This window comes from Kineosporia sp. A_224, from assembly GCF_002198655.1.
Classification (GTDB): domain Bacteria; phylum Actinomycetota; class Actinomycetes; order Actinomycetales; family Kineosporiaceae; genus R-H-3.
This window is the reverse complement of the sequence record NZ_MWLN01000217.1, coordinates 33,200-54,786: the sequence shown is the minus strand read 5'-3', so window position 1 is coordinate 54,786 and position 21,587 is coordinate 33,200. Positions and strand designations below refer to the sequence as shown.

General features: G+C 74.5%; 14 protein-coding genes and 2 pseudogenes. 5 read left to right on the top strand and 11 right to left on the bottom strand.

What is annotated here, in order from left to right:
- Positions 1–576: 576 nt before the first annotated feature.
- The 3 genes from serA to EDJALFJO_RS27925 form a co-directional block, all read right to left on the bottom strand.
- The gene (serA, locus tag EDJALFJO_RS27935; RefSeq protein WP_088289599.1) at positions 577–2,166 is read right to left on the bottom strand and encodes a phosphoglycerate dehydrogenase; all 1,590 of its coding nucleotides are present in this window, start codon (positions 2,164–2,166) and stop codon (positions 577–579) included.
- 185 nt (positions 2,167–2,351) lie between these two features.
- Entirely contained in the window at positions 2,352–2,666 is a 315-nt protein-coding gene (locus EDJALFJO_RS27930; protein WP_198950719.1) for a hypothetical protein, read from the bottom strand.
- A 12-nt stretch (positions 2,667–2,678) separates the two neighbouring features.
- Entirely contained in the window at positions 2,679–4,370 is a 1,692-nt protein-coding gene (locus EDJALFJO_RS27925; RefSeq protein WP_088289598.1) for a sodium:solute symporter family protein, read from the bottom strand.
- A gap of 243 nt (positions 4,371–4,613) precedes the next feature.
- Here EDJALFJO_RS27925 and EDJALFJO_RS27920 point away from each other — a divergent pair, with 243 nt between their 5' ends.
- Complete coding sequence (locus EDJALFJO_RS27920) at positions 4,614–4,919, top strand: hypothetical protein (RefSeq protein WP_143448831.1); 306 nt, start codon at positions 4,614–4,616, stop codon at positions 4,917–4,919.
- A gap of 351 nt (positions 4,920–5,270) precedes the next feature.
- Here the strand turns inward: EDJALFJO_RS27920 and ilvC are convergent, their stop codons facing one another.
- From ilvC to ilvD, 6 genes are all read right to left on the bottom strand, one after another.
- A complete protein-coding gene (ilvC, locus tag EDJALFJO_RS27915) occupies positions 5,271–6,299 on the bottom strand; it encodes a ketol-acid reductoisomerase (protein WP_088289596.1) in 1,029 nt (342 codons plus the stop codon).
- 98 nt (positions 6,300–6,397) lie between these two features.
- The gene (gene ilvN, locus EDJALFJO_RS27910; protein WP_088289595.1) at positions 6,398–6,910 is read right to left on the bottom strand and encodes an acetolactate synthase small subunit; all 513 of its coding nucleotides are present in this window, start codon (positions 6,908–6,910) and stop codon (positions 6,398–6,400) included.
- A gap of 60 nt (positions 6,911–6,970) precedes the next feature.
- Complete coding sequence (locus EDJALFJO_RS27905; protein WP_369812585.1) at positions 6,971–8,713, bottom strand: acetolactate synthase large subunit; 1,743 nt, start codon at positions 8,711–8,713, stop codon at positions 6,971–6,973.
- Positions 8,714–9,075: 362 nt separating this feature from the next.
- Positions 9,076–12,060 (bottom strand): bifunctional diguanylate cyclase/phosphodiesterase, encoded by a 2,985-nt coding sequence (locus EDJALFJO_RS27900; RefSeq protein ID WP_088289593.1) that lies wholly within the window; start codon positions 12,058–12,060, stop codon positions 9,076–9,078.
- A gap of 9 nt (positions 12,061–12,069) precedes the next feature.
- Positions 12,070–14,700, bottom strand: a complete 2,631-nt coding sequence (locus EDJALFJO_RS27895; RefSeq protein WP_088289592.1) for a bifunctional diguanylate cyclase/phosphodiesterase — start codon at positions 14,698–14,700, stop codon at positions 12,070–12,072.
- A 149-nt stretch (positions 14,701–14,849) separates the two neighbouring features.
- A complete protein-coding gene (ilvD, locus tag EDJALFJO_RS27890; RefSeq protein WP_088289591.1) occupies positions 14,850–16,550 on the bottom strand; it encodes a dihydroxy-acid dehydratase in 1,701 nt (566 codons plus the stop codon).
- 201 nt (positions 16,551–16,751) lie between these two features.
- Here ilvD and EDJALFJO_RS27885 point away from each other — a divergent pair, with 201 nt between their 5' ends.
- Together EDJALFJO_RS27885 and EDJALFJO_RS27880 are read left to right on the top strand one after the other, a co-directional pair.
- The gene (locus EDJALFJO_RS27885; RefSeq protein WP_198950718.1) at positions 16,752–17,465 is read left to right on the top strand and encodes a winged helix-turn-helix domain-containing protein; all 714 of its coding nucleotides are present in this window, start codon (positions 16,752–16,754) and stop codon (positions 17,463–17,465) included.
- A gap of 94 nt (positions 17,466–17,559) precedes the next feature.
- Positions 17,560–18,324 carry a sirohydrochlorin chelatase gene (locus tag EDJALFJO_RS27880; RefSeq protein ID WP_198950717.1) on the top strand — a complete coding sequence of 255 codons (765 nt, stop codon included), beginning with the start codon at positions 17,560–17,562 and terminating at the stop codon, positions 18,322–18,324.
- Here EDJALFJO_RS27880 and EDJALFJO_RS27875 read toward each other — a convergent pair.
- Together EDJALFJO_RS27875 and EDJALFJO_RS27870 are read right to left on the bottom strand one after the other, a co-directional pair.
- Positions 18,317–19,774, bottom strand: a complete 1,458-nt coding sequence (locus tag EDJALFJO_RS27875; protein ID WP_088289588.1) for a hypothetical protein — start codon at positions 19,772–19,774, stop codon at positions 18,317–18,319. The two genes, EDJALFJO_RS27880 and EDJALFJO_RS27875, sit on opposite strands and share 8 nt — an antisense overlap.
- Positions 19,771–20,316, bottom strand: coding sequence for a SigE family RNA polymerase sigma factor (locus EDJALFJO_RS27870; protein WP_088289587.1), 546 nt, complete (start codon positions 20,314–20,316; stop codon positions 19,771–19,773). Before EDJALFJO_RS27870 ends, EDJALFJO_RS27875 begins: the two co-directional genes overlap by 4 nt.
- A gap of 203 nt (positions 20,317–20,519) precedes the next feature.
- On the opposite strand from EDJALFJO_RS27870, the pseudogene EDJALFJO_RS36590 reads away from it, so the two are divergent.
- A pseudogene (locus tag EDJALFJO_RS36590) lies at positions 20,520–20,918 on the top strand (aquaporin); the annotation flags it as partial.
- A 312-nt stretch (positions 20,919–21,230) separates the two neighbouring features.
- Positions 21,231–21,587: pseudogene (locus tag EDJALFJO_RS36585) on the top strand (MIP/aquaporin family protein); the annotation flags it as partial.

Below are 21,587 nucleotides of genomic sequence, written 5' to 3'. Positions count from 1 at the left end.
GGCCCGGGCCGGGGCCGGCGACCGCCCGGCGTCCGGGTCAGCGGCTCTCGCCCTGGTCCCGCCGGTCCATCGACTCCTGCACGGCGCGGCGGGCGTCCGTCTCGTCCATCGGTTCTCCTCGGTCGACGGCGGGCAGCCGGAACCGTTGCGCTGCAACGGGTCCGGGTGGTCCTCGGCGTCGCCGTCGGTCGACGGCCTGCCGGTGTGGCGCCGCCCAGCCGGTGTCCCGTGGTCGGGGCCGGCCGCCGGCAGACGCACGGACGACGGGATCGTGTCGTCCGTCATCCACGGTAACCCCGGCCGCACCCGCCGCCGGGTGCGTCTCACATCGCGGGACCGCCGTCCGGCATGTGGCAACAGAGCGTGCCACCGGACGCAGCAGCGCCGCCCGCCGGTGGCCGGTGGGCGGCGCTGCTCGTCCGCGGGCCAGGGGTCGCCTGGCGCCGGCCGGCACGCGGGGTGGCGCACCGGCCGGGCGGAGCATGGACGGGTCCGGCGTCCGGCCACCCCGCACGGCGGCCGGACGTCGTCCCTCCGTCGGGCCGCCACGGGGCGGCGGCCCTGGTCCTCGGGCGGTCAGTCGTCGAGGGACACGAGGCGGGCCGAGGAGGCCCCGATCTCGCGGGCGATCTCGTCGACGACCGTGGCCGGGGCGGCCGAGTCGAGCGTGAGCACGGAGACGGCGACGCCGCCCTCGGCCGCCCGGCCGACCTGCATCGCGGCGATGTTCACGCCGGCGTCGCCGAGGAGGCGGCCGAGCGCGCCGATGATGCCGGGCCGGTCGGTGTAGCGCAGCACGAGCATGTTCTCCGCGAGCGGCACCTCGAGGTCGAGACCGTCGATGGCCACGAGCTTCTCGACCTGCTTCGGGCCGGTCAGCGTGCCCGCGACCGAGACCCGCGTGCCGTCGGCGAGGCTGCCCGAGAGGGTGACGACGTTGCGGTACTCGGGGCTCTCCGGGTCGGTGAGGAGCCGGACCTCGACGCCACGCTCGGCCGCGAGGACCGGGGCGTTGACGTAGGAGACCTGGCTCTCGACGACGTCGCGGAACATGCCCTTGAGCGCCGCGAGCCGCAGGACCGACACGTCGTTCGCGGTGATCTCGCCGCGGACCTCGACGTCGAGCTGGACCGGCACGCTGCCCGCGATCGCGGTGAAGACCCGGCCGAGCTTCTCGGCGAGCGGGATCCCCGGGCGGACGTCCTCGGCGATGACGCCGCCGGAGACGTTCACGGCGTCCGGCACGAGCTCGCCGGACAGCGCCAGCCGCACCGACCTCGCCACGGCGATGCCGGCCTTCTCCTGGGCCTCGTCGGTCGAGGCACCGAGGTGCGGCAGCGCGACGACGTTGTCCAGCTCGAAGAGCGGGGAGTCCGTGCAGGGCTCCTTCGCGTAGACGTCGAGGCCGGCGCCGGCGAGGCGGCCCTCCTTGAGCGCGGCGAAGAGCGCGGCCTCGTCGACGATCCCGCCGCGGGCGGCGTTGACGAGGACGGCGGTCGGCTTGACCCGGCGCAGCTGCTCCTCGCCGATGAGGCCGACGGTCTCCGGGGTCTTGGGCAGGTGGACGGTGATGAAGTCCGCCTCGGTGAGGAGCTCGTCGAGGCCGACGAGCCGCACGCCCATCTGGCCGGCGCGCGCGCTGCTCACGTAGGGGTCATAGGCGACGACCTTCGTGCCGAACGCCATGAGCCGCTGCGCGACGAGGACGCCGATCCGGCCGAGGCCGACGACGCCGACGGTCTTCTCGTAGACCTCGATGCCGGTGTACTTCGAGCGGGCCCACTTGCCGTCCTTGAGGGCGGCGCTCGCCTGCGGCACGTTGCGGGCGACGGCGAACAGCAGCGCGATCGCGAGCTCGGCGGCCGAGACGATGTTCGACGTCGGCGCGTTGACGACCATGACGCCGGCCTGCGTGGAGGCCTTGACGTCGACGTTGTCGAGGCCGACCCCGGCCCGGGCGACGACCTTGAGGTTCTTCGCCGCGGCGAGCGCCTCGGCGTCGACCTTGGTCGCGGAGCGGATGAGGATCGCATCGACGTCGGCGATCGCGGCGAGGAGCTGACCTCGGTCGGAGCCGTCGCAGGAGCGGATCTCGAAGTCGGGGCCAAGGGCCTCGACGGTGGCCGGCGAGAGCTCCTCGGCGATGAGCACGACGGGCTTGGTCACGACGTCCCTCTCAGGTCTGCCTGTGGCCCGCGGGTGGCTGCGGACCTGACGTCGAGTCTAGGCAGGCTTGTGAACGCCTTCACGAACGTCCACGATGTGGAACGGACGGTCCGGGCGCCGGACTTCGCCCGCAACTGTGCAGGTCAGCGGCCCGCCGCCGACCGTTGAAGGCCCCCGCCGCCGGCTCAGCCCTCCTCGGCCTGCGCCCGCTCGCGCCGTTCCCGCTCGGCCTTGGCCGACGCGGACTCCCCCTCCACGACGAGCGGGCGCAACCGCGCCCAGCCGAGGAAGAAGACGCCGAGAGCGGCCATCCCGAGACCCAGCCACAGGTTCATGTCGAGCCCGTCGGCCTTGCTGTCGTCGACGAAGGGGCTCGCGACCACGAGGACGACGCCGTACAGCGAGAACAGCGCGCCGATGAGGTACCGCAGGTCGAACAGCCCGCCCGAGGCGTCGTTCGCGTCGTTCGCGCCGCCGGACGTCCCGTCGTGCTCAGCCATGATGCGCTCCGCTCAGAGGAAGATGATCGACAGGACGACGGTGACCCCGAGCGCGCCGTACCCGAGCAGCGCGGGCGACTCCCACCAGCTCCGGACCGCGGTCGCGGAGGCGATGTCCGGGGAGTCCGGGTCCGGGTTGCCCCAGACCAGCCCCCGGAGCTGGTCCAGCGGCTTGGCCGGCGTCACGACCGTCACCAGGGCCATGACGACCCAGGCGACGAGCACCGCCGCGATCGCGCCGTAGAAGTTGATCATCTGCGCGTTCTCGGGCTGCGCGAGGTCCTGCCCCGCGTGGAAGTACGCGATCCCCGGGCCGATCTGCTGGAACGTGACGGCGGCCGCGATGCCCGCGAGCTGGCCGAAGACGCCCGCCCACGGCGAGGCCCGCTTCCAGAAGAGCGCGAGGATGAACACCGCGAACAGCGGGGCGTTGAAGTACGAGAACAGCGTCTGGATGTAGTTCATGATGTTGTTGAACTGCGCGGCGATGAACGCCGTGCCGACGCCGATGCCGATCCCGACGACCGTGCTGACCCGGCCGACCTGCAGGTAGTAGTGGTCCTCGCGGTTCTTCACCACGTACGGCCGCCAGATGTCGTACGTGAACACCGTGTTGAAGCCGCTCACGTTGGCCGCCATGCCGGCCATGAAGGCCGCGAGCAGGCCGGTGATGGCCACGCCGAGGACGCCGTTCGGGAGCAGGTCCCGCATGAGGGCGGGGATCGCGTCGTTGTAGTTGGCGTCCTTGCCCTTCATCGCCGGGACGATCGCGAGCGCGATGAGGCCCGGGACGATCGTCAGCGCCGGGATGAAGATCTTCGGGATCGCGCCGATGAGCGGGGTCCTGCGGGCGGCGGAGAGGTCCTTGGCGGACAGCGCGCGCTGCACCTCCGCGAAGTTCGTCGTCCAGTAGCCGAAGGACAGTGCGAAGCCGAGGCCGAAGACGATGCCGACCCAGTCCCCCAACGGGTTCGACCAGCCGCCGACGCCGGTGCCGGTCCACGTCGAGAAGAACCCGGGGTCGTCGATCTTCGCCTGCAGGCCGCTCCACCCGCCGGTCTTGTGCAGGCCGATGACGACGAGCGGGATGAGCCCGGCGAGGATGACGAAGAACTGGAGCACCTCGTTGTAGACCGCGCCCGACAGGCCCCCGAGCGTGATGTACGTGAGGACGAACAGCGCCGAGACGATGACGGAGACGAGCTGCGACCACCCGAGCAGCTGCTCGATGACGATGGAGAGCGCGAAGAGGTTGACACCCGCGGTGAGCAGCTGCGCGACGGCGAAGCTCACGGCGTTGACGAAGTGGCTCGAGGTGTTGAACCGCCGACGCATGTACTCGGGCACGGAGTGCACGCGCGTCGAGTAGTAGAACGGCATCATGAACAGCCCGAGGAAGACCATCGCCGGGACGGCGCCGATCCAGTAGAAGTGCACCGTCGAGATGCCGTACTGGGCACCGTTCGCGGCCATCCCCAGGATCTCGATCGCCCCGAGGTTCGCCGAGATGAACGCCAGCCCGGTGACCCAGGCCGGCAGCGCCCGCCCGGAGAGGAAGAAGTCCTCGCTCGTCGCGATGGACCTGCGCGCCATGACACCGATGCCGATGACGACGGTGAAGTAGACCGCGAGGATCGCGTAGTCGAGGCCGTTGACGTCGAGTCGTAGGTTGCCGCCGCCGGTCGTGGCCGCTGCGAGAAGCATGTCTCCGCCTTCCCGCACCGCGGACGGAGCAGGTCGAACATCACTAATGGAGCAAAAGATGACCAGCGGGACGGACGCTAAACCTGTCCCCGGGAGTCCGCGTTTCGACGTGCCCCTGTCGAGCCGCTGGTCGCCGTCGCCTCCGCAGCCGGGGCGACCGGCACCGCCCGACGGGTCCGTGGCCGATGATCTCCGCGGGTAGGGTGCGCAAGATCGACATCGGCGGACGGCGAGGAGACCACGATGAGCGCAGGGACCAGCTGGAGCCCGGTCAGGGTGCAGGACTCGGCCCGGTCGCTGGCCCTGTTCCTGGCCGCCGTGGCGGTGCTGGGCTGGGTCTGGTTCGTGGTCGCGATCCGCGGCCTGAGCTTCTCCGACGGCCAGCTGTACGCCGGCGGCGTCCCGGTGGCGCTCGCGTTCGCGATCGCCGTCTTCGGGACGGTCTTCTCCGCGGCGATGACCGTCGTCGCGTGGGTCGCCGCCGTCGCGGGCGAGGCCGTCGTCCGCATCGACCAGGACGCGGCACAACGCCTCGCCGACCGGCCCTGATCGCCGTCCGTCGACCGGAGGGCGCTCCCGACCGCTCCTGCGGCGGAGACGCGGTGACCATGCCGGCGTTGGTGGTCGTCGACGGCCGCCGCCGGCGTCCACGATGCGGACCCGCTGTACCGCAGGACGTCACAAGAGCGCTCCGACGCGCGACACGCCGGGTGTCGGCGGCGTTGGTGCGTTCTGCGGTCCGTCCGTCTCAGAGGACGGACGGCGGGCGGAGGTGAGCGTCGGGGCGGACCGCCGGCGCCGCGAACGCCGCGACGCGCAGGGCCCGCGCGCGACGACGGCCGCCCCGGGGGTCCGGGACGGCCGTCGGTCGTGCAGGTGCGGTGTCGTGCTGCCCGCGGGTCAGCGGGCGGCGGTGCCCTCGACGTAGTCGCCGTCGGTCGACTTGACCCAGCTCATGAGCTTGCGGAGCTCGCGGCCGGTCGCCTCGATCGGGTGCTGCTCGCCCTCGGCGCGCAGGCGCTTGAACTCCGGGGCCCCGGCGTCCTGGTCGTCGATGAACCGCTGGGCGAACGCGCCGGACTTGATGTCGGCGAGGACGGCCTGCATGTTCTCCTTGACGTGCGCGTCGATGACCCGAGGGCCGGAGACGTAGTCGCCGTACTCGGCGGTGTCCGAGACGCTCCAGCGCTGCTTCGCGATGCCGCCCTCGTACATGAGGTCGACGATGAGCTTGAGCTCGTGGAGGCACTCGAAGTACGCGACCTCGGGCTGGTAGCCGGCCTCGATGAGGGTCTCGAAGCCGTACTGGACGAGCTTGCTCGCGCCGCCGCAGAGCACGGCCTGCTCGCCGAAGAGGTCGGTCTCGCACTCCTCGGTGAAGGTCGTCTTGATGCCGCCGGCCCGCAGGCCGCCGATGCCCTTGGCGTACGAGAGCGCGAGCTCCCAGGCTTTGCCGGTCTCGTCGTTCTCGACGGCGACGAGCACCGGGACGCCCCGGCCGTCGACGAACTCGCGGCGCACGAGGTGGCCCGGGCCCTTCGGGGCGACCATGGCGACGTCGACGCCCGCGGGCGGGGTGATGTACCCGAAGCGGATGTTGAAGCCGTGGCCGAAGAACAGCGCGTCGCCGTCCACGAGGTTCGGCGCGATGGCCTCGGTGTAGACGTGGCGCTGCACGTGGTCGGGCGTCAGGAGCATGATGACGTCCGCCTCCTCCGCAGCCTGGGCGGGCGTGACGACCCGCAGGCCCTGCGCCTCGGCCTTGGCACGGCTCTTGCTGCCCTCGGGCAGACCGACCCGGACGTCGACACCCGAGTCGCGCAGGCTCAGCGAGTGCGCGTGGCCCTGGCTGCCGTAGCCGATGACGGCCACGTTGCGTCCCTGGATGACGGACAGGTCGGCGTCGGCGTCGTAGAACATCTCGGCCACTGTGGTGCATCTCCTTCGAAGAGGTGGAGCGTTCGCAGGCGACCCTAGCGGCCGCCCGTCGGGGCGTGGATCAGACAGGTCCGACGAATCGGTCGGGATCAGGCGGAGCGCAGCGCGCGGTCGGTGATCGAGCGCGAGCCCCGGCCGACGGCGACCATCCCGGACTGGACGAGCTCCCGGATCCCGAACGGCTCGAGCACCTTGAGCAGCGCCTCGAGCTTCTCGGAGTTGCCCGTCGCCTCGATCGTCACGGCGTCCGGGGCGACGTCGATGACCTTGGCGCGGAACAGCTCGACCGTCTCCAGGACGTGCGTGCGGGTCTGGAGGTCGGCCTTGACCTTGACGAGCATGAGCTCGCGCTGCACCGACGAGGTCGGCTCGAGCTCGACGATCTTGATGACGCTGATGAGCTTGTTGAGCTGCTTGGTGACCTGCTCGAGCGGCAGCTCGTCGACGTCGACGACGACGGTCATCCGGGAGACCGCCGCCACCTCCGTCGGGCCGACGGCGAGCGAGTGGATGTTGAAGCCGCGGCGGGCGAACAGGCCCGCGACGCGGGCGAGGATGCCGGGCCGGTTCTCGACGAGCACCGAGAGGGTGTGCTTGCTCATGACAGGGGTCCTAGTCCTTCGACGGCTGCGGTGGGTGTCGGGGAGGCGGTGGCCGCCGGGTCAGTCCTCGCGGTCCCACGTCGGGGACATGCCGCGCGCGACCTGGATGTCGTCGTTGCTCACGCCGGCGGGGACCATCGGCCACACCATCGCGTCGCGGTGGACGACGAAGTCGACGACGACGGGGACGTCGTTGATGCCCATGGCCTTCTCGATCGTCGCGTCGACGTCCTCGGGCCGCTCGCAGCGCAGGCCGACGCAGCCGTACGCGTCGGCGAGCTTGACGAAGTCCGGGATCCGCTCGCCCTTGTGGGACGTGTGCAGGTCGGTGTTCGAGTACCGCTCGTTGTAGAAGAGCGTCTGCCACTGGCGGACCATGCCGAGGCTCGAGTTGTTGATGACCGCGACCTTGATCGGGATGTCGTTGATCGTGCAGGTCGCGAGCTCCTGGTTGGTCATCTGGAAGCAGCCGTCGCCGTCGATCGACCAGACGGTCTTGTCCGGCTGCCCGACCTTGGCTCCCATCGCGGCCGGCACCGAGAAGCCCATCGTGCCCAGGCCGCCGGAGTTGATCCAGGTGTTCGGGTGCTCGTACTGGATGAACTGCGCGGCCCACATCTGGTGCTGGCCGACGCCCGCGACGTAGAGCGACTCCGGCCCGGAGATCTGGCCGATCCGCTGGATGACGTGCTGCGGCGAGATCTCGCCGGGCGGCGGAGCGGTGTAGCCGAGCGGGTAGCGGGTGCGCAGCGAGTCGAGCTCGGCCCACCAGGCGCCGAGGTCGGGCAGGCGGCCGGCCGCGTTCTCGGCCTGGACGGCGACGACGAGCTCGGAGATGACCTCCTTGGCGTCCCCGACGATCGGGACGTCGGCCACCCGGTTCTTCGAGATCTCCGCGGGGTCGATGTCCGCGTGGACGATCGTCGCGCCGGGCGCGAACGACGACAGCTTGCCGGTGACCCGGTCGTCGAACCGCGCCCCGAGGCTGATGATGAGGTCGGCCTTCTGCAGTGCCGTCACCGCGGCGACGGTGCCGTGCATGCCGGGCATGCCGAGATGCTGCGGGTGCGAGTCCGGCAGCGAGCCGCGGGCCATGAGCGTCGTGACGACGGGCGCCCCGGTGAGGTCGACGAGCCGGCGCAGCTCCTCGCTCGCGCGGGCCCGGATGACGCCGCCGCCCACGTACAGCACGGGCCGCTTGGACTCCACGAGCAGCCGCGCGGCCTCGCGCACCTGCTTGCCGTGCGGGCGCGCGACCGGCCGGTACCCGGGCAGGTCGATCCGGTCGGGCCACTGGAAGCGGGAGACCGCCTGGAGGGCGTCCTTGGAGACGTCGACGAGCACCGGGCCGGGCCGGCCGGTGCCGGCGATGTGGAACGCCTCGGCGATGGCGCGCGGGATGTCCGCGGGGTCCGTCACGAGGAAGTTGTGCTTGGTGATCGGCATCGTGATGCCGGAGATGTCCGCCTCCTGGAAGGCGTCCGTGCCGATCGACGAGCTCGGCACCTGGCCGGTGATCGCGACCATCGGCACCGAGTCCATGTAGGCGTCGGCGATCGGCGTGACGAGGTTCGTCGCGCCCGGGCCGGACGTCGCCATGCAGACCCCGACGCGGCCGGTCGCGTACGCGTAGCCCTCGGCCGCGTGCCCGCCGCCCTGCTCGTGGCGGACGAGGATGTGACGGACGGACGGCGAGTCCATGAGCGGGTCGTAGAGCGGGAGGATCGCACCGCCCGGGATGCCGAAGACCACGTCGACGCCCACCGCCTCGAGGGAGCGGACGAGGCTCGCGGCCCCCGTCATCGACTCCCCGTCGTGCGCGTGCGCGCCCGGCGTGCTCGTCGTCCCGGCATCGTTGCCGCTGCGGTGGCCTGACATCTCGGCCCTCTCCTGTCCCCGTCGTGTCGACGGTCCTGGCTGGCTGACCCGGGCCGGAGTCCCGGCCCGGTCTCCCGGTTCGTGTCACCCGCCGCCCGTGCGGGCGGCGAGGTGGTCGGTGCCCCTCCGGGAGCGTTCGACCCCCGGAGACGAAAAGACCCCTCGGCCCACGAATGGGCATGCGAGGGGTCGCGCGCTCGGCGGGGTCGTGAGGACCTCAGCCGGCGCGCCGTCCGAGTACGAGGGCAAGACGCACACGCTCACACTCTCCGGCGGCACCGGTCGTGTCAATCGGCCGGCGCGCCGGTCTCGCCATCCGAGACGACCCGCGGGGGCAGGACGACGCCCGCCACACCGCCCGTGCCGCCGGTCGACCGGGGCGCCTCGCCGACCGGTCCGGAGGCCCCGAACCGGCGGCCGCCCAGGGAGATCCCCTGGGTCTGCGGAGCGGTCCGGACGTCGCCCGCGGCCGTGGCGTGCGCGGCGCCCGGCACGAGCGGCCCGGAGCCTTCGACGGGGCCGCCGGACGCGGCGGCCAGGGCCGAGTCGGTGACGTCGACGACGTGCGGCGCGGCCGCGCGGACGCCGTTCGCCGGGGTGGGCACGGCCGGTGCACCCGCCGCGGTCGGCACGGACGGCGAGAACGGCACGGACGGCGCAGGCGGCGCGACGGCGGCCGGGGCGCCGTTGAGGTGCCGCCCGCCGGACAGGTCGAGCGGCGCGGCGGACAGGACGTCCAGCAGCTCGTCCTCGCGCAGCGGCGGGTACAGGGCGAAGCCCTGCCCGGCCCAGGCGCCCAGGTCGCGCACGAGGCGCGCGGCGTCGAGGTTCTCCAGCCCCTCCGCGACGACGACGAGACCGAGCGCGCGGGCGACGCCGACGACCGAGCGGGCCAGCGTCGTCGCCCGCGGGTCGGTGCCGATGCCGTCGAGGAGCGTCCGGTCGAGCTTGATCGCCCGCACCGGCATCGTCTTGAGGTAGCTCAGCGACGAGTAGCCGGTGCCGAAGTCGTCGATGACGAACTGGACGCCGTCCCGGCGCAGGTCCTCGATGACGTCCCGGACCGGGTCCTCCTCGCCGACGAGCTGGCCCTCGGTGATCTCGACGACGAGCCGGGCGGGCTCGAGCGTGGAGTCGGCGAGCGCCCGGCGCACGGTGCTCACGAAGTCGGCCTCGGACATCTGCCGCACCGACATGTTCACGGTGACGAAGAGCTCGTGCCCGAGGGCCCGCCACAGCGCCGCGCGCTGCGTCGCCTGCCGCAGCACCCACTGGCCCAGCTCGGTGATCTCACCGGTGTCCTCGGCGACCTCGACGAGCTCGGCGGGGCTGACGAACCCGGACATGGCCGCGAGCGCCCCCGGCTCGTCGTGGCCGCCCTCGACCCGCACGAGCGCCTCGACACCGACGACGACGCCGTCCGACAGTCGGACGAGGGGCTGGTAGGCCAGCGCGAGCCGGCCGGTGTCGAGGGCCTGCCGCAGGCCGATCGCGATGTCGACGCGGCGCAGGGCGCGCTGCGAGACGTCCGGGTCCCAGCGCGCGACCTTCGCCCGGCCGGCGGCCTTGGCCTCGAACATCGCGAGGTCGCCGCGGTGCAGGAGCTCGGCCGCCGGGGTGTCCGCGAGCTCGACCGCGGAGCCGGCGCCGAGCGCCGGGAGCGGCTGCGCGTCGTCCGTGCCGGAGATGCCGATGCTGATGCCGAGCCGCACGGTCCGGTCCCCGACGAGGAAGGTCGGGCGCATCGCGGCGACGAGCCGCTCCCCCGCACCGACCGCCTCCCGGCCGTGCACCCCGCGCAGGGCGACGACGAACTCGTCGCCGCCGATCCGGCCCAGGACGCCCTCGTCGGCGGGCATCCCGCGCACCGCGGTCTCGAGCCGGCGCGCGACCTCGACGAGGACGGCGTCGCCGGCGAGGTGCCCGAACCGGTCGTTGACCGCCTTGTAGCCGTCGAGGTCGCAGTACAGGACGCTCACGGCCGCCCCGCTCGCGAGCCACGTCGCGACGGTGTCGAGGACGACGCCGCGGTTGACCAGGCCGGTCATCCGGTCGTGCCGGGCGAGGAGCTGGAGCCGCTCGCGCAGGAGCACGGCGTCGGTGACGTCGGAGACGACCGCCACCGCGCCGCCGTCGACGACCCGCAGGCGCATCTCGGCGGTGCCGTCGGCGGGGGCGGCGAGCCGCAGCTCGACCTTCGCCGTCGCGCGCCGCCGGTGGACGACGTCCCGCACCGCGTCACGGACGGCGGGCCGGTCGTCGAGGACGGCGATCTCGGCGACGTCGCGGCCCTCGAGGTGCTCGGGACGGCGGGCCAGGAGCCGCTCGACGGCAGCGTTGGCGGCGACGACCCGGCCGCCGGAGTCGAGCCCGAGGATGACGTCCTGGGCGTTCTCCACGAGCGCCTCGAGACGCTGCCGGGACAGCTCGAGGTCGGACAGCAGCTGGGTGCCGGCCCGGACGGCGAAGGCCTGGACGCCCACCACCGAGCAGCCGACGACGGCGACGAGCATCCCCGTCACGGCCCCCGCACGGCCGAGCGCCACCTGGATCCCCACCGCGGTCGCGGCGACCGCGAGGAGCGCGTACGGCAGGACGAGGGCCGCGAACGTCGGGCGCGTGCGGTCGGTCTGCGGGCTGTCGCGTGCGTAGGGCACGAACGCGACGAGGAGGAACCCGCCGCCCGCGAGCAGCATCGTGGGCACGACGGGTACCTGCGCCGGCACCGAGTCGACGAGCCCGGCGAGCAGGAGCAGGGCGAGGCCGCCGGCGGCGACGGTCGCCCGCCGGGTGTGCCGGGCCTCGAGGGTGTGCCCGCGGGCCGTGACCGACATCCGCAGGACGGCGGCGAGCAGGCCCGCGAGCACCGTCGCGACGAGGACGGCGGCCGCGCGTGCCGGGACCGACGCACCGGGCTGCGAGAGCACGGCCCAGACGATCGTCACGGCGCTGGACCCGACGAGCAGGCCCTCGGCGAAGGAGTCGCCGACACCGCCCCGGGGCAGCACGGTCCGCACGATGCCGACGGTGCCGACGCAGCCGAGCAGTGCGGCGACGAGCAGCAGGAGGTGCCCGGCCAGCGGCATGACGTAGGCGCCCGGGTCCGTCGTGAGGACGAGCGGGTAGGCGGCGGCGCACAGCGCCGCGGCACTCGCGACGGCGGCGGCGGCCCGTCGCGGGAAGACCCTCGGACGGCGCGCCTCGGCCAGCCACGACGCCGCGGCGAGCACCGCGCACGTCGCGGCGAGGACGGTCGTCGCCACCGCGATCACGCGGGGAGACTAGCCTCCCGCCGCCTGCGCCTGCGCGGCTTCCCTGCGCGGGACCGGCGCCGCGGGGTCCGGCGAGGCCGCGCCGCGGGCCGGGGGGAAGCCCAGGGACGCCGCCGGGACGGGTCGCTGGAGGTGGAAACCCTGGGCGCGACGGCACCCGAGGGCGGCGAGCGCCCGGGCCTGCTCGGCGGTCTCGACCCCCTCGGCGACGACCGCGAGGCCGAGGTCGGCCGCGAGCCGGAGCACGGCCCGGACGAGGGCGTCGTCCTCGGCCCGGACACCGAGCCCGGCGACGAACCGGCGGTCGATCTTGAGCTCGTCGACGGGCAGCTGCGCGAGGTACCCGAGCGAGGAGAACCCGGTGCCGAAGTCGTCGAGGGAGACGTGGACGCCGAGCGCGCGCAGGCTCTGCAGGCGGGCCCCGGTCCGGGTCATGTCGTCGATCGCGGTCTGCTCGGTGACCTCGAGCGTCAGCCGCGCCGGGTCGACGCCGCTGTCCTCGAGGGCCTCCACCACGCTCGCCGGGAACGCCGGGTCGGCGAGCTGCCGGCCCGCGACGTTCACCGAGACCCCGGCGACCCGGTCGCCGCAACCGGCGAGCCAGCCGAGGGCCTGCCCGAGCACCCAGCGGCCGAGGGGGACGATCTGGCCTGTCTCCTCGGCGACGGAGAGGAAGTCGCGCGGCGTCCGGTGGCCGCCGGGGGCCTCCCAGCGCACGAGCGCCTCGAAGCCCACCCAGTTCCGGTCGGTGAGGTCGACGATCGGCTGGACGTGCAGGGCGAGCCCGGTGCCGGTGCCGAGCGCGGTGTCGAGCGCGGTGACGAGCCGGGACCGCTCGACGACCTCGGTCCGCATCCTCGGCTCGAACGCCACGGCCCGGGCACCGCCCGCCGCCTTGGCGGCGTACATCGCGAGGTCGGCGTCGCCGAGGAGGGACTCGGCGCTGCCGCCGGCCCCGACCGCGACCCCGATGCTCGCGTCGGTCCCGGCGGCGCGCGGGTCCCGCTCCCGGCCGGCCAGCCGCAACGACCGCAGCACCGCGGCGGCCAGCTCGAGGCCGGCCGCGGCCGTCCCGCCCGCGCCGAGGACGGCGAACTCGTCGCCGCCCAGGCGCGCGACGACGTCGTCCGGCCCCGCGGCCCGCTCCAGGGCCGCAGCGACGTCGCGCAGCAGCCGGTCGCCGACGGCGTGCCCGGCGGTGTCGTTGACGGACTTGAAGCCGTCCAGGTCGACGAAGAGCACGACGGCCGGGCCGGCCGCCAGCCGCTCGTCGACCAGGGCGAGGAAGGCGGCGCGGCTCGTCACCCCGGTCAGCGAGTCGGTGCGCGCCTGCCGGCGCACCTCGGCGGCCATCCGCTCCTGGACGGTGGTGTCCCGCAGCGAGATCGTCAGGCCCGGGGTCGCACCGCCGTCACGGAGGCTGACGACGGACTCGGTGTGCCGCCACGTGCCGTCCACGTGCTGCAGGCGCGCGCGGACGACGACGCTGTCTGTGCGGTGCTCGAGCAGCGGCGCGAACGTCTCGCCCGCGCCGTCGAGGGTGTCGTCGTCGGGATGCGCCCGTTCGGCGAGCCGGCCGCCGACGAGCTCGCGCGGGGACACCCCGAGCAGGTCCCGCACGGCCTCGCTGGCGAACTCGACGCGACCGTCCGGCGCGACCTGCAGCAGCGCGTCCCTGCTGTCCGCGAGCAGGTCGTCGAGCCGGCGGGCCTGCAACGCCACCGCGGCCCACAGTGCGAGGTTCTGCCGGTGGACGACCCCGATCTGGAGGGCCAGCGCGGCGAGCAGCACCGCGGTCGCCCCCACGGTCACGACGTCGTGCCGGGCGACCAGGGCGAGCGCGACCGCGGGCGCGCACAGCACCTGCGACAGCCGGCCCGGCCCGACGGGCCGGGAGCCCTCGGGCTCCGCCCGCCAGAGCGGACCACCGACCCGCCCGGCGGCCGCGAGCAGCACCAGGACGGCGACCCAGCCGCCCGTCCCGCTGCCCGGGTACCCGGTGAGGACCCAGGCGGCGTCCGAGGCGGCCGTCCCGACGGCTGCGACGACGACGAGCACCGACGGCACCCGGACGCCGGCACCGGCACGGACGCCCAGGCCGGTGACCAGGCTCGCCGCGACGAGGTCGCCGGGCAGCCACAGCAGCGCCGGGTGGACGCCGTCCCAGTCGCCCGTCGAGGCCGGGCTGCTGCGCAGGACGATCCAGAACACGACGAACGCGGCCAGCCCGACGGCGGAGCCGTCCAGGAGGAGCATCGCCCAGCCCCGCACGCCGCGCCGGGCGCCGCGCGCCAGCAGGACCGCGGCGAGGGTGACGACGAGGGCGGCCCCGCGCAGCCAGCCCCACACCAGGGGCGCGGACCACCCCGACGCCGCACCGAGCAGGGCCAGGACCCACAGCGCGGTCGCGCCCGCCAGGCAGGCCCAGGTCCGGCGGGCGTCCAGTGCGGCGTCCCGCGCCGCACGGACCTGCGCCGCGACGGCGAGCGTCCCGACGACCGCGACGGGCAGGGCGAGCCGGTCCAGCGGGACCAGCTTCGCCGTGACCACCCCGACGGACGCGGCGACGGCCACCCAGCCGAGCACCCGGCCGGCCACCGGCAGTGCGGTGGCGGTACGCGTCGCCGGCGTCAGGAGCACGGCCGGATGATTGCTCACCGTGACGACTGACACGCCGTGCGTCGACAAAGGTGAGCCGATCGGATGACCCCGGCAGGCCTGGCCGGTCCTGCGGGCGGGTCCGGCCCGGCGCTACCGCCGGCTGACCCGCCCGCCGGCGGACCCGCGGCTCAGCCGCAGACCGCCCCGCCCGACGCCGAGCCGACGAGCTTGGCGTACTTCGCGAGGACGCCCCGCGTGTAGCGCGCCGGGAGCGGCTCCCAGCCGACCCGGCGCTTCGCGAGCACCTCGTCGTCGACGAGCAGGTCGACGGTGCCCTGCGCGACGTCGAGCCGGATCCGGTCGCCGTCCTCGACGAAGGCGATCGGGCCGCCGTCCACGGCCTCGGGCGCGACGTGGCCGACGCACAGACCGGTCGTGCCGCCGGAGAACCGGCCGTCGGTGACCAGCAGGACGTCCTTGCCGAGCCCGGCGCCCTTGATCGCCCCGGTGATGGCGAGCATCTCGCGCATCCCCGGGCCACCCTTGGGGCCCTCGTAGCGGATGACGACGACGTCGCCGGCGGTGATCGTGCCGTCCTCGAGGGCGTCGAGGGCGGCGCGCTCGCGGTCGAAGACCCGGGCGGTGCCCTCGAAGACGTCCGAGTCGAAGCCGGCGCTCTTGACGACGGCGCCGTCGGGGGCGAAGGACCCGGACAGCACCGTGATGCCGCCCGAGCGGTGGATCGGCTCGGACAGCGCCCGGACGACCTTGCCGTCGAGGTCCGGCGGGGCGATTTCGGCGAGGTTCTCCGCCATCGTCCTGCCCGTCACGGTGAGGACGTCGCCGTGCAGCAGGCCGGCGTCGAGCAGCGCCTTCATGACGACGGGCACACCGCCCACGCGGTCGACGTCCGTCATGACGTAGCGGCCGAACGGCTTGACGTCGGCGAGGTGCGGGACCTTGTTGCCGATGCGCGTGAAGTCGGCGAGCGTCAGCTCGACCTCCGCCTCGTTCGCGATCGCCAGCAGGTGCAGGACGGCGTTCGTCGAGCCGCCGAACGCCATGACGACGGCGATCGCGTTCTCGAAGGCCTCGCGGGTGAGGATCTGCCGGGCCGTGATGCCCTGCCGGAGCAGGTTGACGACGGCCTCGCCGGACCTGCGGGCGTACCCGTCGCGCCGGCGGTCGGTCGCGGGCGGCGCGGCGCTGCCCGGCAGCGACATGCCGAGGGCCTCGGCGGCGCTGGCCATCGTGTTCGCGGTGTACATGCCGCCGCAGGCACCCTCGCCGGGGCAGATCGCCCGCTCGATGATGTCGACGTCCTCGCGGCTCATGAGCCCGCGGGCGCACGCACCGACGGCCTCGAAGGCGTCGATGATCGTGACTTCCTTCTCCGTGCCGTCGGTGAGCTTGGCCAGGCCCGGGAGGATCGAGCCCGCGTAGAGGAAGACGCTCGCGAGGTCGAGCCGCGCGGCGGCCATGAGCATCCCGGGCAGGGACTTGTCGCAGCCGGCGAGCAGCACCGAGCCGTCGAGGCGCTCGGCCTGCATGACGGTCTCGACACTGTCGGCGATGATCTCGCGGCTCACGAGGGAGAAGTGCATCCCCTCGTGGCCCATGGAGATCCCGTCGCTGACGCTGATCGTCCCGAACTCCAGGGGGTACCCGCCCGCGGCGTGGACGCCGTCCTTGCTCGCCTTCGCGAGCCGGTCCAGCGACAGGTTGCAGGGGGTGATCTCGTTCCACGAGCTGGCCACGCCGATCTGCGGCTTGACCCAGTCCGCGTCACCCATGCCGACGGCGCGGAGCATGCCGCGCGAGGCGGCCTTCTCGAGGCCGTCCGTCACGTCGCGGCTGCGGGGCTTGAGGTCCGGTGTCGTCTCGGTCACGTCGCGAGTCTAGGACGGCGCGACCGGTGCCCGGCGCGCGGTCCGCCACCCGGCGGGGCGCACGGCCGCGGGAACCGCGCGGCAGGCCGCAACACCGCCGAAACACACCCGAGACACGACGGGGCGGCTGCACGCGCACGATGGGCTGGTCGGTCCCGGTCAGGGCGGTCGGCCGCCGTCGGGCGGAGAGGGTGGTGCCGGGTGACGAGGCCGCCGCTCACGGGGTTCTCCGTCATGGTGCTCGGCGCGGCCGCCGGTGACGCCGTCGTCGACGCGTTCGTCGCGGCCGGCGCCCGGACCACCACCTCGCCGGACCAGCGCCCGGCCGGCGCCGCACCGGGCCCGCGGTGGGACGTCGACGCCGTCGTGGTCGGCAACCTCGTCGGCGCACGGATCCTCGTCGACGCGTGCCGGGCCGCACCGCCCGGCGGCGCCCCGGCGCTGCGGCCGGACGACGTCGTCGTCGCCTGCACGGACGCCGCGTCGGTGCGGCACCTCGTCGGTGCCGGTCTCGTCCCGCTGGTCGCGGTCGGCCCGGACGCCGGCCCGGACGCCGGTCCCGACGCCGGCCCCGACGCCGGCACGGTGGCCGGCGCGGTGGCCGAGCACCTGCTCGCGACCCGGCTGCGCCGCGTCCGCACGCACGCCGGGCTCCTCGAGGTGCGCGGTCACGAGGTCCGGCTGGACGGTGCCGCGCTGCCGCTCTCGCCGGTCCCGATGGCGCTGCTCCGGGCGCTGTCCCGCTCCCCCGGCGAGGTCGTCGACCGGCACCGGCTGCTCGCGACGATGCACGGCGCGAGCGACCTGCACGCCGTCGAGGTCGCCGTCGCCCGGCTGCGGGCCGGGATCGGTCGCGCCGGTGTCGTCGAGACCGTCGTCAAGCGCGGCTACCGGCTCGCCGTCGTCGACCGCTGATGCTCGCGCCGAGTACCGGTCCGCGGGCCTGGAAGGCCGCCGGAAGGTCCCCGCGGCGAGCATGAGCGGCACGGTCCGGCGGCATGATGGCGTGGTGACCGCCGCGCCCCCCGACCTCCGGCCCGTGCTCGTGGGCTGCGGGCACGGCACCCGGGACGCCGCCGGCCGCCGGGCGGTCGCACGGCTGCGGCTCGACGTCGCGGCGCTGCGGCCCGGGCTCGAGGTCGTCGCGGCGAGCGTCGACGTCCAGAAGCCGGCACTGCCGGACGTCGTCGCCCGGCTGGCCGCCGCCGGCCGCCGGTGCGTCGTCGTCCCGCTGCTGCTCTCGGCCGGGTACCACGTGCACACCGACGTCGCGCAGGCCGTGGCGGCGTCCGGCGGGCTCGCCGTCGCCGCCGGGGCCCTCGGGCGGGACGACGCGCTCGTCGAGGTGCTCGCGGACCGCTTGCGGGAGAAGGGCTTCCACGCCGGCGCCGACGCGGCCGGGCCGGGCGAGGCGCTCGTGCTCGCCGCCGCCGGGTCGAGCGACCCGCGCGCCCTGGCCGACGTCGAGCAGGTCGGATCACTTCTCGCGCAACGGGTCGGCGCACCGGTGACCGCCGCGTACCTGTCCGCCGCGCAGCCGCGGGTGGCCGACGCCGTCGACGCGCTGCGTTCCGTCGGCCGGCGGGTGACGGTGGCGAGCTACCTGCTCTCCCCCGGTTTCTTCGCCGAGCGGCTGGCCCGGCTCGGTGACCCGGACGTCCGCCCAGACGTCCGGGTCACCGCCCCCCTCGCCCCGCATCCCCTGCTCGCGGGGCTCGCCCTGCGCCGGTACGACGCCGCCGTCGCGGCAGCCGGCTGGGCGCAGGTCAGCTGACCGGGCCGTCCACCTGGAGCCCGAACGGGTCGGCCTGCGGGGCGAACAGCCACGGCTGCGCGGTCGTGGCCCCGTCGCCGTCGCGCAGGACGACGACCGACTCCGGCGTGATCCGCTCCAGCGCCGCGGCCGGTGCCTCCAGCTCGACGAAGCCGTCCCGGTCGGGCCGCCCGGTCGCGAGCACCTCACCGTCCGCGGTCGTACGGACCTCGGCGGTCGCGGCGCCGGGGGCGTGGACGAACCAGCGCGTCGACCCGATCCCGTTCGGAGGCAGGTCCTCGACGACCGCGGGCGTGGTGCGGGCCGCCCCGCGCGGCACGACGACACCCTGGTCGGCGACCGTGGACGACGTCCCGCCGTCGTCTCCGACGAGCACCCGGGTCTGCACCTGGGTGCCGTCCGAGAGGGTCACCGCGAGCAGCCCGAGCCGGCCGCCGCGGACGGCGCGGCACCACAGCGCCTCGAAGGACCGCGGACCGGCCGCAGGGTCGGGGTCGCGGGCGTCGACGACGGTGGAGACGGCGTCGGTGACCTCCTGTGCCGTCAGCGCACCCCGGCACGGGGCGGACGCCACGACCGACCCGACCGTCGCCCGGTCCGGCGCGAAGGCCGGCCGGGACGAGTCGAGCACCTGGACGCCGTCGAGCACCGGCTCCTCGCCCCGCCGCTGCGTCCGCACCGTGATCGCGGTCGCGGCGGCGCGCTCACGGCGGGCGGTCGCGACGCCGCCGACCGCGCGCAGCGCCGTGAACCGGCGCGACGGTGCCGCGGCGTCGTCGTAGTCCGCCTCCCAGGAGACGGCCACCGCGGTGTCGGTGCGGGTCAGGACCAGCAGGTCGGTCGAGCCGTCCGCGGCCTGGAGGGCGACGGTCACCCGGTCGCCGCTGAACTGCGGGGCACCGTCTTCCACGAGTGCGACCCCCTGGGCCGTGGGCCACTGCTGCGGCGGGCCGTCGTCGGCACGGACGACGACGAGCCTGTTGTCCCGGGTCGCGGGGACACCCGTGGCGCCGCCGACGACACCGACGCCGACCGGCCGGCCGCCGAGGTCACCGGCGTACAGCAGGCCGGCCACGACACCCTCGCGGTCCATCGCGGTCCGCAGACCCGCGACGAACGCCTTGTCCCCGGCACGCTCGCCGCGGGTCGGCCAGCTCCCGATGTCCGTGGTGACCTGGACGTCGCGCGGGTCCGCGGGTGCCGCGCGGTCCGCCCGCAGGAAGGGCAGACCGCCCGTCGCCGACCCGACCACGCCCGCCAGGGCCACCGACGCCGCGACCGCGAGGGCCGCCGTCCGCCGCCGGACCCGGGACCGCCGGACGGCTCGGGTCGTGCGGGCCCACGGGTCCGCGGCCGCCGGGACGGCGTCGGCGCCGCGCCGGAAGGCGCCGCGCAGGGCCTGCTCGAGGTCGTCGTCACCGAGCGGGCGCGGGGTGAGGTCCGTGGTCATGCCGGGCTCCCGTTGGTCGTCGGGGCGGTCGTTCGGGAGGTGGCGGGCAGCGCGCCGAGCTCGGCGCGCAGCCGGTCGAGGGCCTTGCTCGTCTGGCTCTTCACGGTGCCGACGCTGATCCCCAGCGCAGCGGCGACGTCGGCCTCGGGCAGGTCCTCGAAGTAGCGCAGGACGAGGACGGCGCGCATCCGCGGCGGCAGCGTCCGGCAGGCCCGGAGCAGCTCGTCGCGCTGGTCGACGGTCGTCGTGTCGTCCGGGGCGCCCGGGCGGGCGGGCTCGGGCGGGGCGTCGGTGAGGTGGTGCGAGATCCGCGTGCGGCGCCAGATCGAGGTGTTGAGGTTGACCATGACCCGCCGCGCGTAGACGTAGGGGGCGTCGCTCCGCTCGATCCGGGTCCAGTGCCGGTGGACCCGCACGAGGGTCGACTGGACGAGGTCCTCGGCGTCCCCGCGGTCCCCGGTAAGCAGGTACGCCGTCCGGGCCAGCGCGTGCCACTGGCCGACGACGAACTCCCGGAAGTCCGCCTCGTCGCTCGCGTCCATCGTCGTCCTCCCCGCCGGTCGCGGCCGGCCCCCTGTGCCGCGACCGTACGGCCGCTGCACCACCACAGAGCACCGGTTCCGCACCCGAGGTTGCCTCGCGCATCGATCTTCTTTCCGGGTGATCAGTACCTTTCGGGTTGTATGACTCGTTTGCGGCTTTAGGCTCCCGGAACGGCAGTGCCGCCGACGACGGGAGCCACCGCATGCTGTCCACCGCCCTGCAGGCCGCGACCACCGCACCCGTACCGCTCGCCGAGGTCTTCGGCTCCGAGGTCGTCGGGACCGCCCTGCTCACCCTCCTCGGCTGCGGCGTCGTCGCGAACGTCGTCCTCACCAAGACCCTCGGCAACGCCGGCGGCTGGCTGCTCGTCAACGTCGGCTGGGGCTTCGCGGTGCTCGCGGGTGTCTACGCGGCGTTCAGGTCCGGAGCCCACATCAACCCCGCCGTCACGGTGGGGATCCTCACCAGCGGCGCGGACGAGTACGCCCCCGGTGTCGCCGTCACGGCGGGCTCGACGTTCACCTACCTCACCGCCCAGATGCTCGGCGCGTTCCTCGGGGCCGTCGCCGCGTGGCTGGCGTACAAGAAGCACTTCGACGAGCACACGGGCGCCGACGAGGTCTCCGACGGCACGGACGGGACGACGATCGACCTGCGCGACGGGTCGTCGCCACGCGGCCGCGGCGCCGGGTCCGAGAGCGGCGGGGGCCGGACGTCGTCCGACTGGCCGCTGCGCGCGGGCGCGTCCGGCGGGTCCGGCGGGTCCGGCGGCTCCGGCTCCGGACGGCGGGCGGCGGGGCTCGACGAGCGCGAGACGCTCACGACGACGTCCCGCGTGGAGACGGTCACGGCCGAGCGCGACCGCTCCCAGGGAGAACCGACGGGCGCCCCGCGGAGCACCCCGGCGGGTGCCGCCGACAAGCTCGGCGTCTTCTGCACAGGGCCGGCCATCCCGGCCCCGGCGTGGAACGTCCTCACCGAGGTCATCGGCACCTTCGCGCTCGTCCTCGTCGTGCTGCTGTTCGGCAGGACGCCGTCCGGCCTCGGCCCGGCCGCCGTCGCCTTCCTCGTCGTCGGCATCGGCGCGAGCCTCGGCGGCCCGACCGGGTACGCCATCAACCCGGCGCGCGACCTCGGCCCGCGGATCGCGCACGCCCTGCTGCCGATCGCCGGCAAGGGGGGCAGCAACTGGGGCTACGCCTGGGTGCCGATCGTCGGCCCGGTCCTCGGAGCCGTCCTCGCCGGGCTGCTCTTCCGCGTGCTCACATGA

What these genes read in the sequence shown, in the direction of transcription:
- EDJALFJO_RS27875 (WP_088289588.1), bottom strand. Translation starts at nt 19,774, where the DNA reads ATGACCACGGACCTCACCCCGCGCCCGCTCGGTGACGACGACCTCGAG.
- ilvN (WP_088289595.1), bottom strand. Translation starts at nt 6,910, where the DNA reads ATGAGCAAGCACACCCTCTCGGTGCTCGTCGAGAACCGGCCCGGCATC.
- EDJALFJO_RS27905 (WP_369812585.1), bottom strand. Translation starts at nt 8,713, where the DNA reads ATGACGGGGGCCGCGAGCCTCGTCCGCTCCCTCGAGGCGGTGGGCGTC.
- EDJALFJO_RS27920 (WP_143448831.1), top strand. Translation starts at nt 4,614, where the DNA reads ATGAGCGCAGGGACCAGCTGGAGCCCGGTCAGGGTGCAGGACTCGGCC.
- EDJALFJO_RS27870 (WP_088289587.1), bottom strand. Translation starts at nt 20,316, where the DNA reads ATGGACGCGAGCGACGAGGCGGACTTCCGGGAGTTCGTCGTCGGCCAG.
- EDJALFJO_RS27925 (WP_088289598.1), bottom strand. Translation starts at nt 4,370, where the DNA reads ATGCTTCTCGCAGCGGCCACGACCGGCGGCGGCAACCTACGACTCGAC.
- EDJALFJO_RS27930 (WP_198950719.1), bottom strand. Translation starts at nt 2,666, where the DNA reads ATGGCTGAGCACGACGGGACGTCCGGCGGCGCGAACGACGCGAACGAC.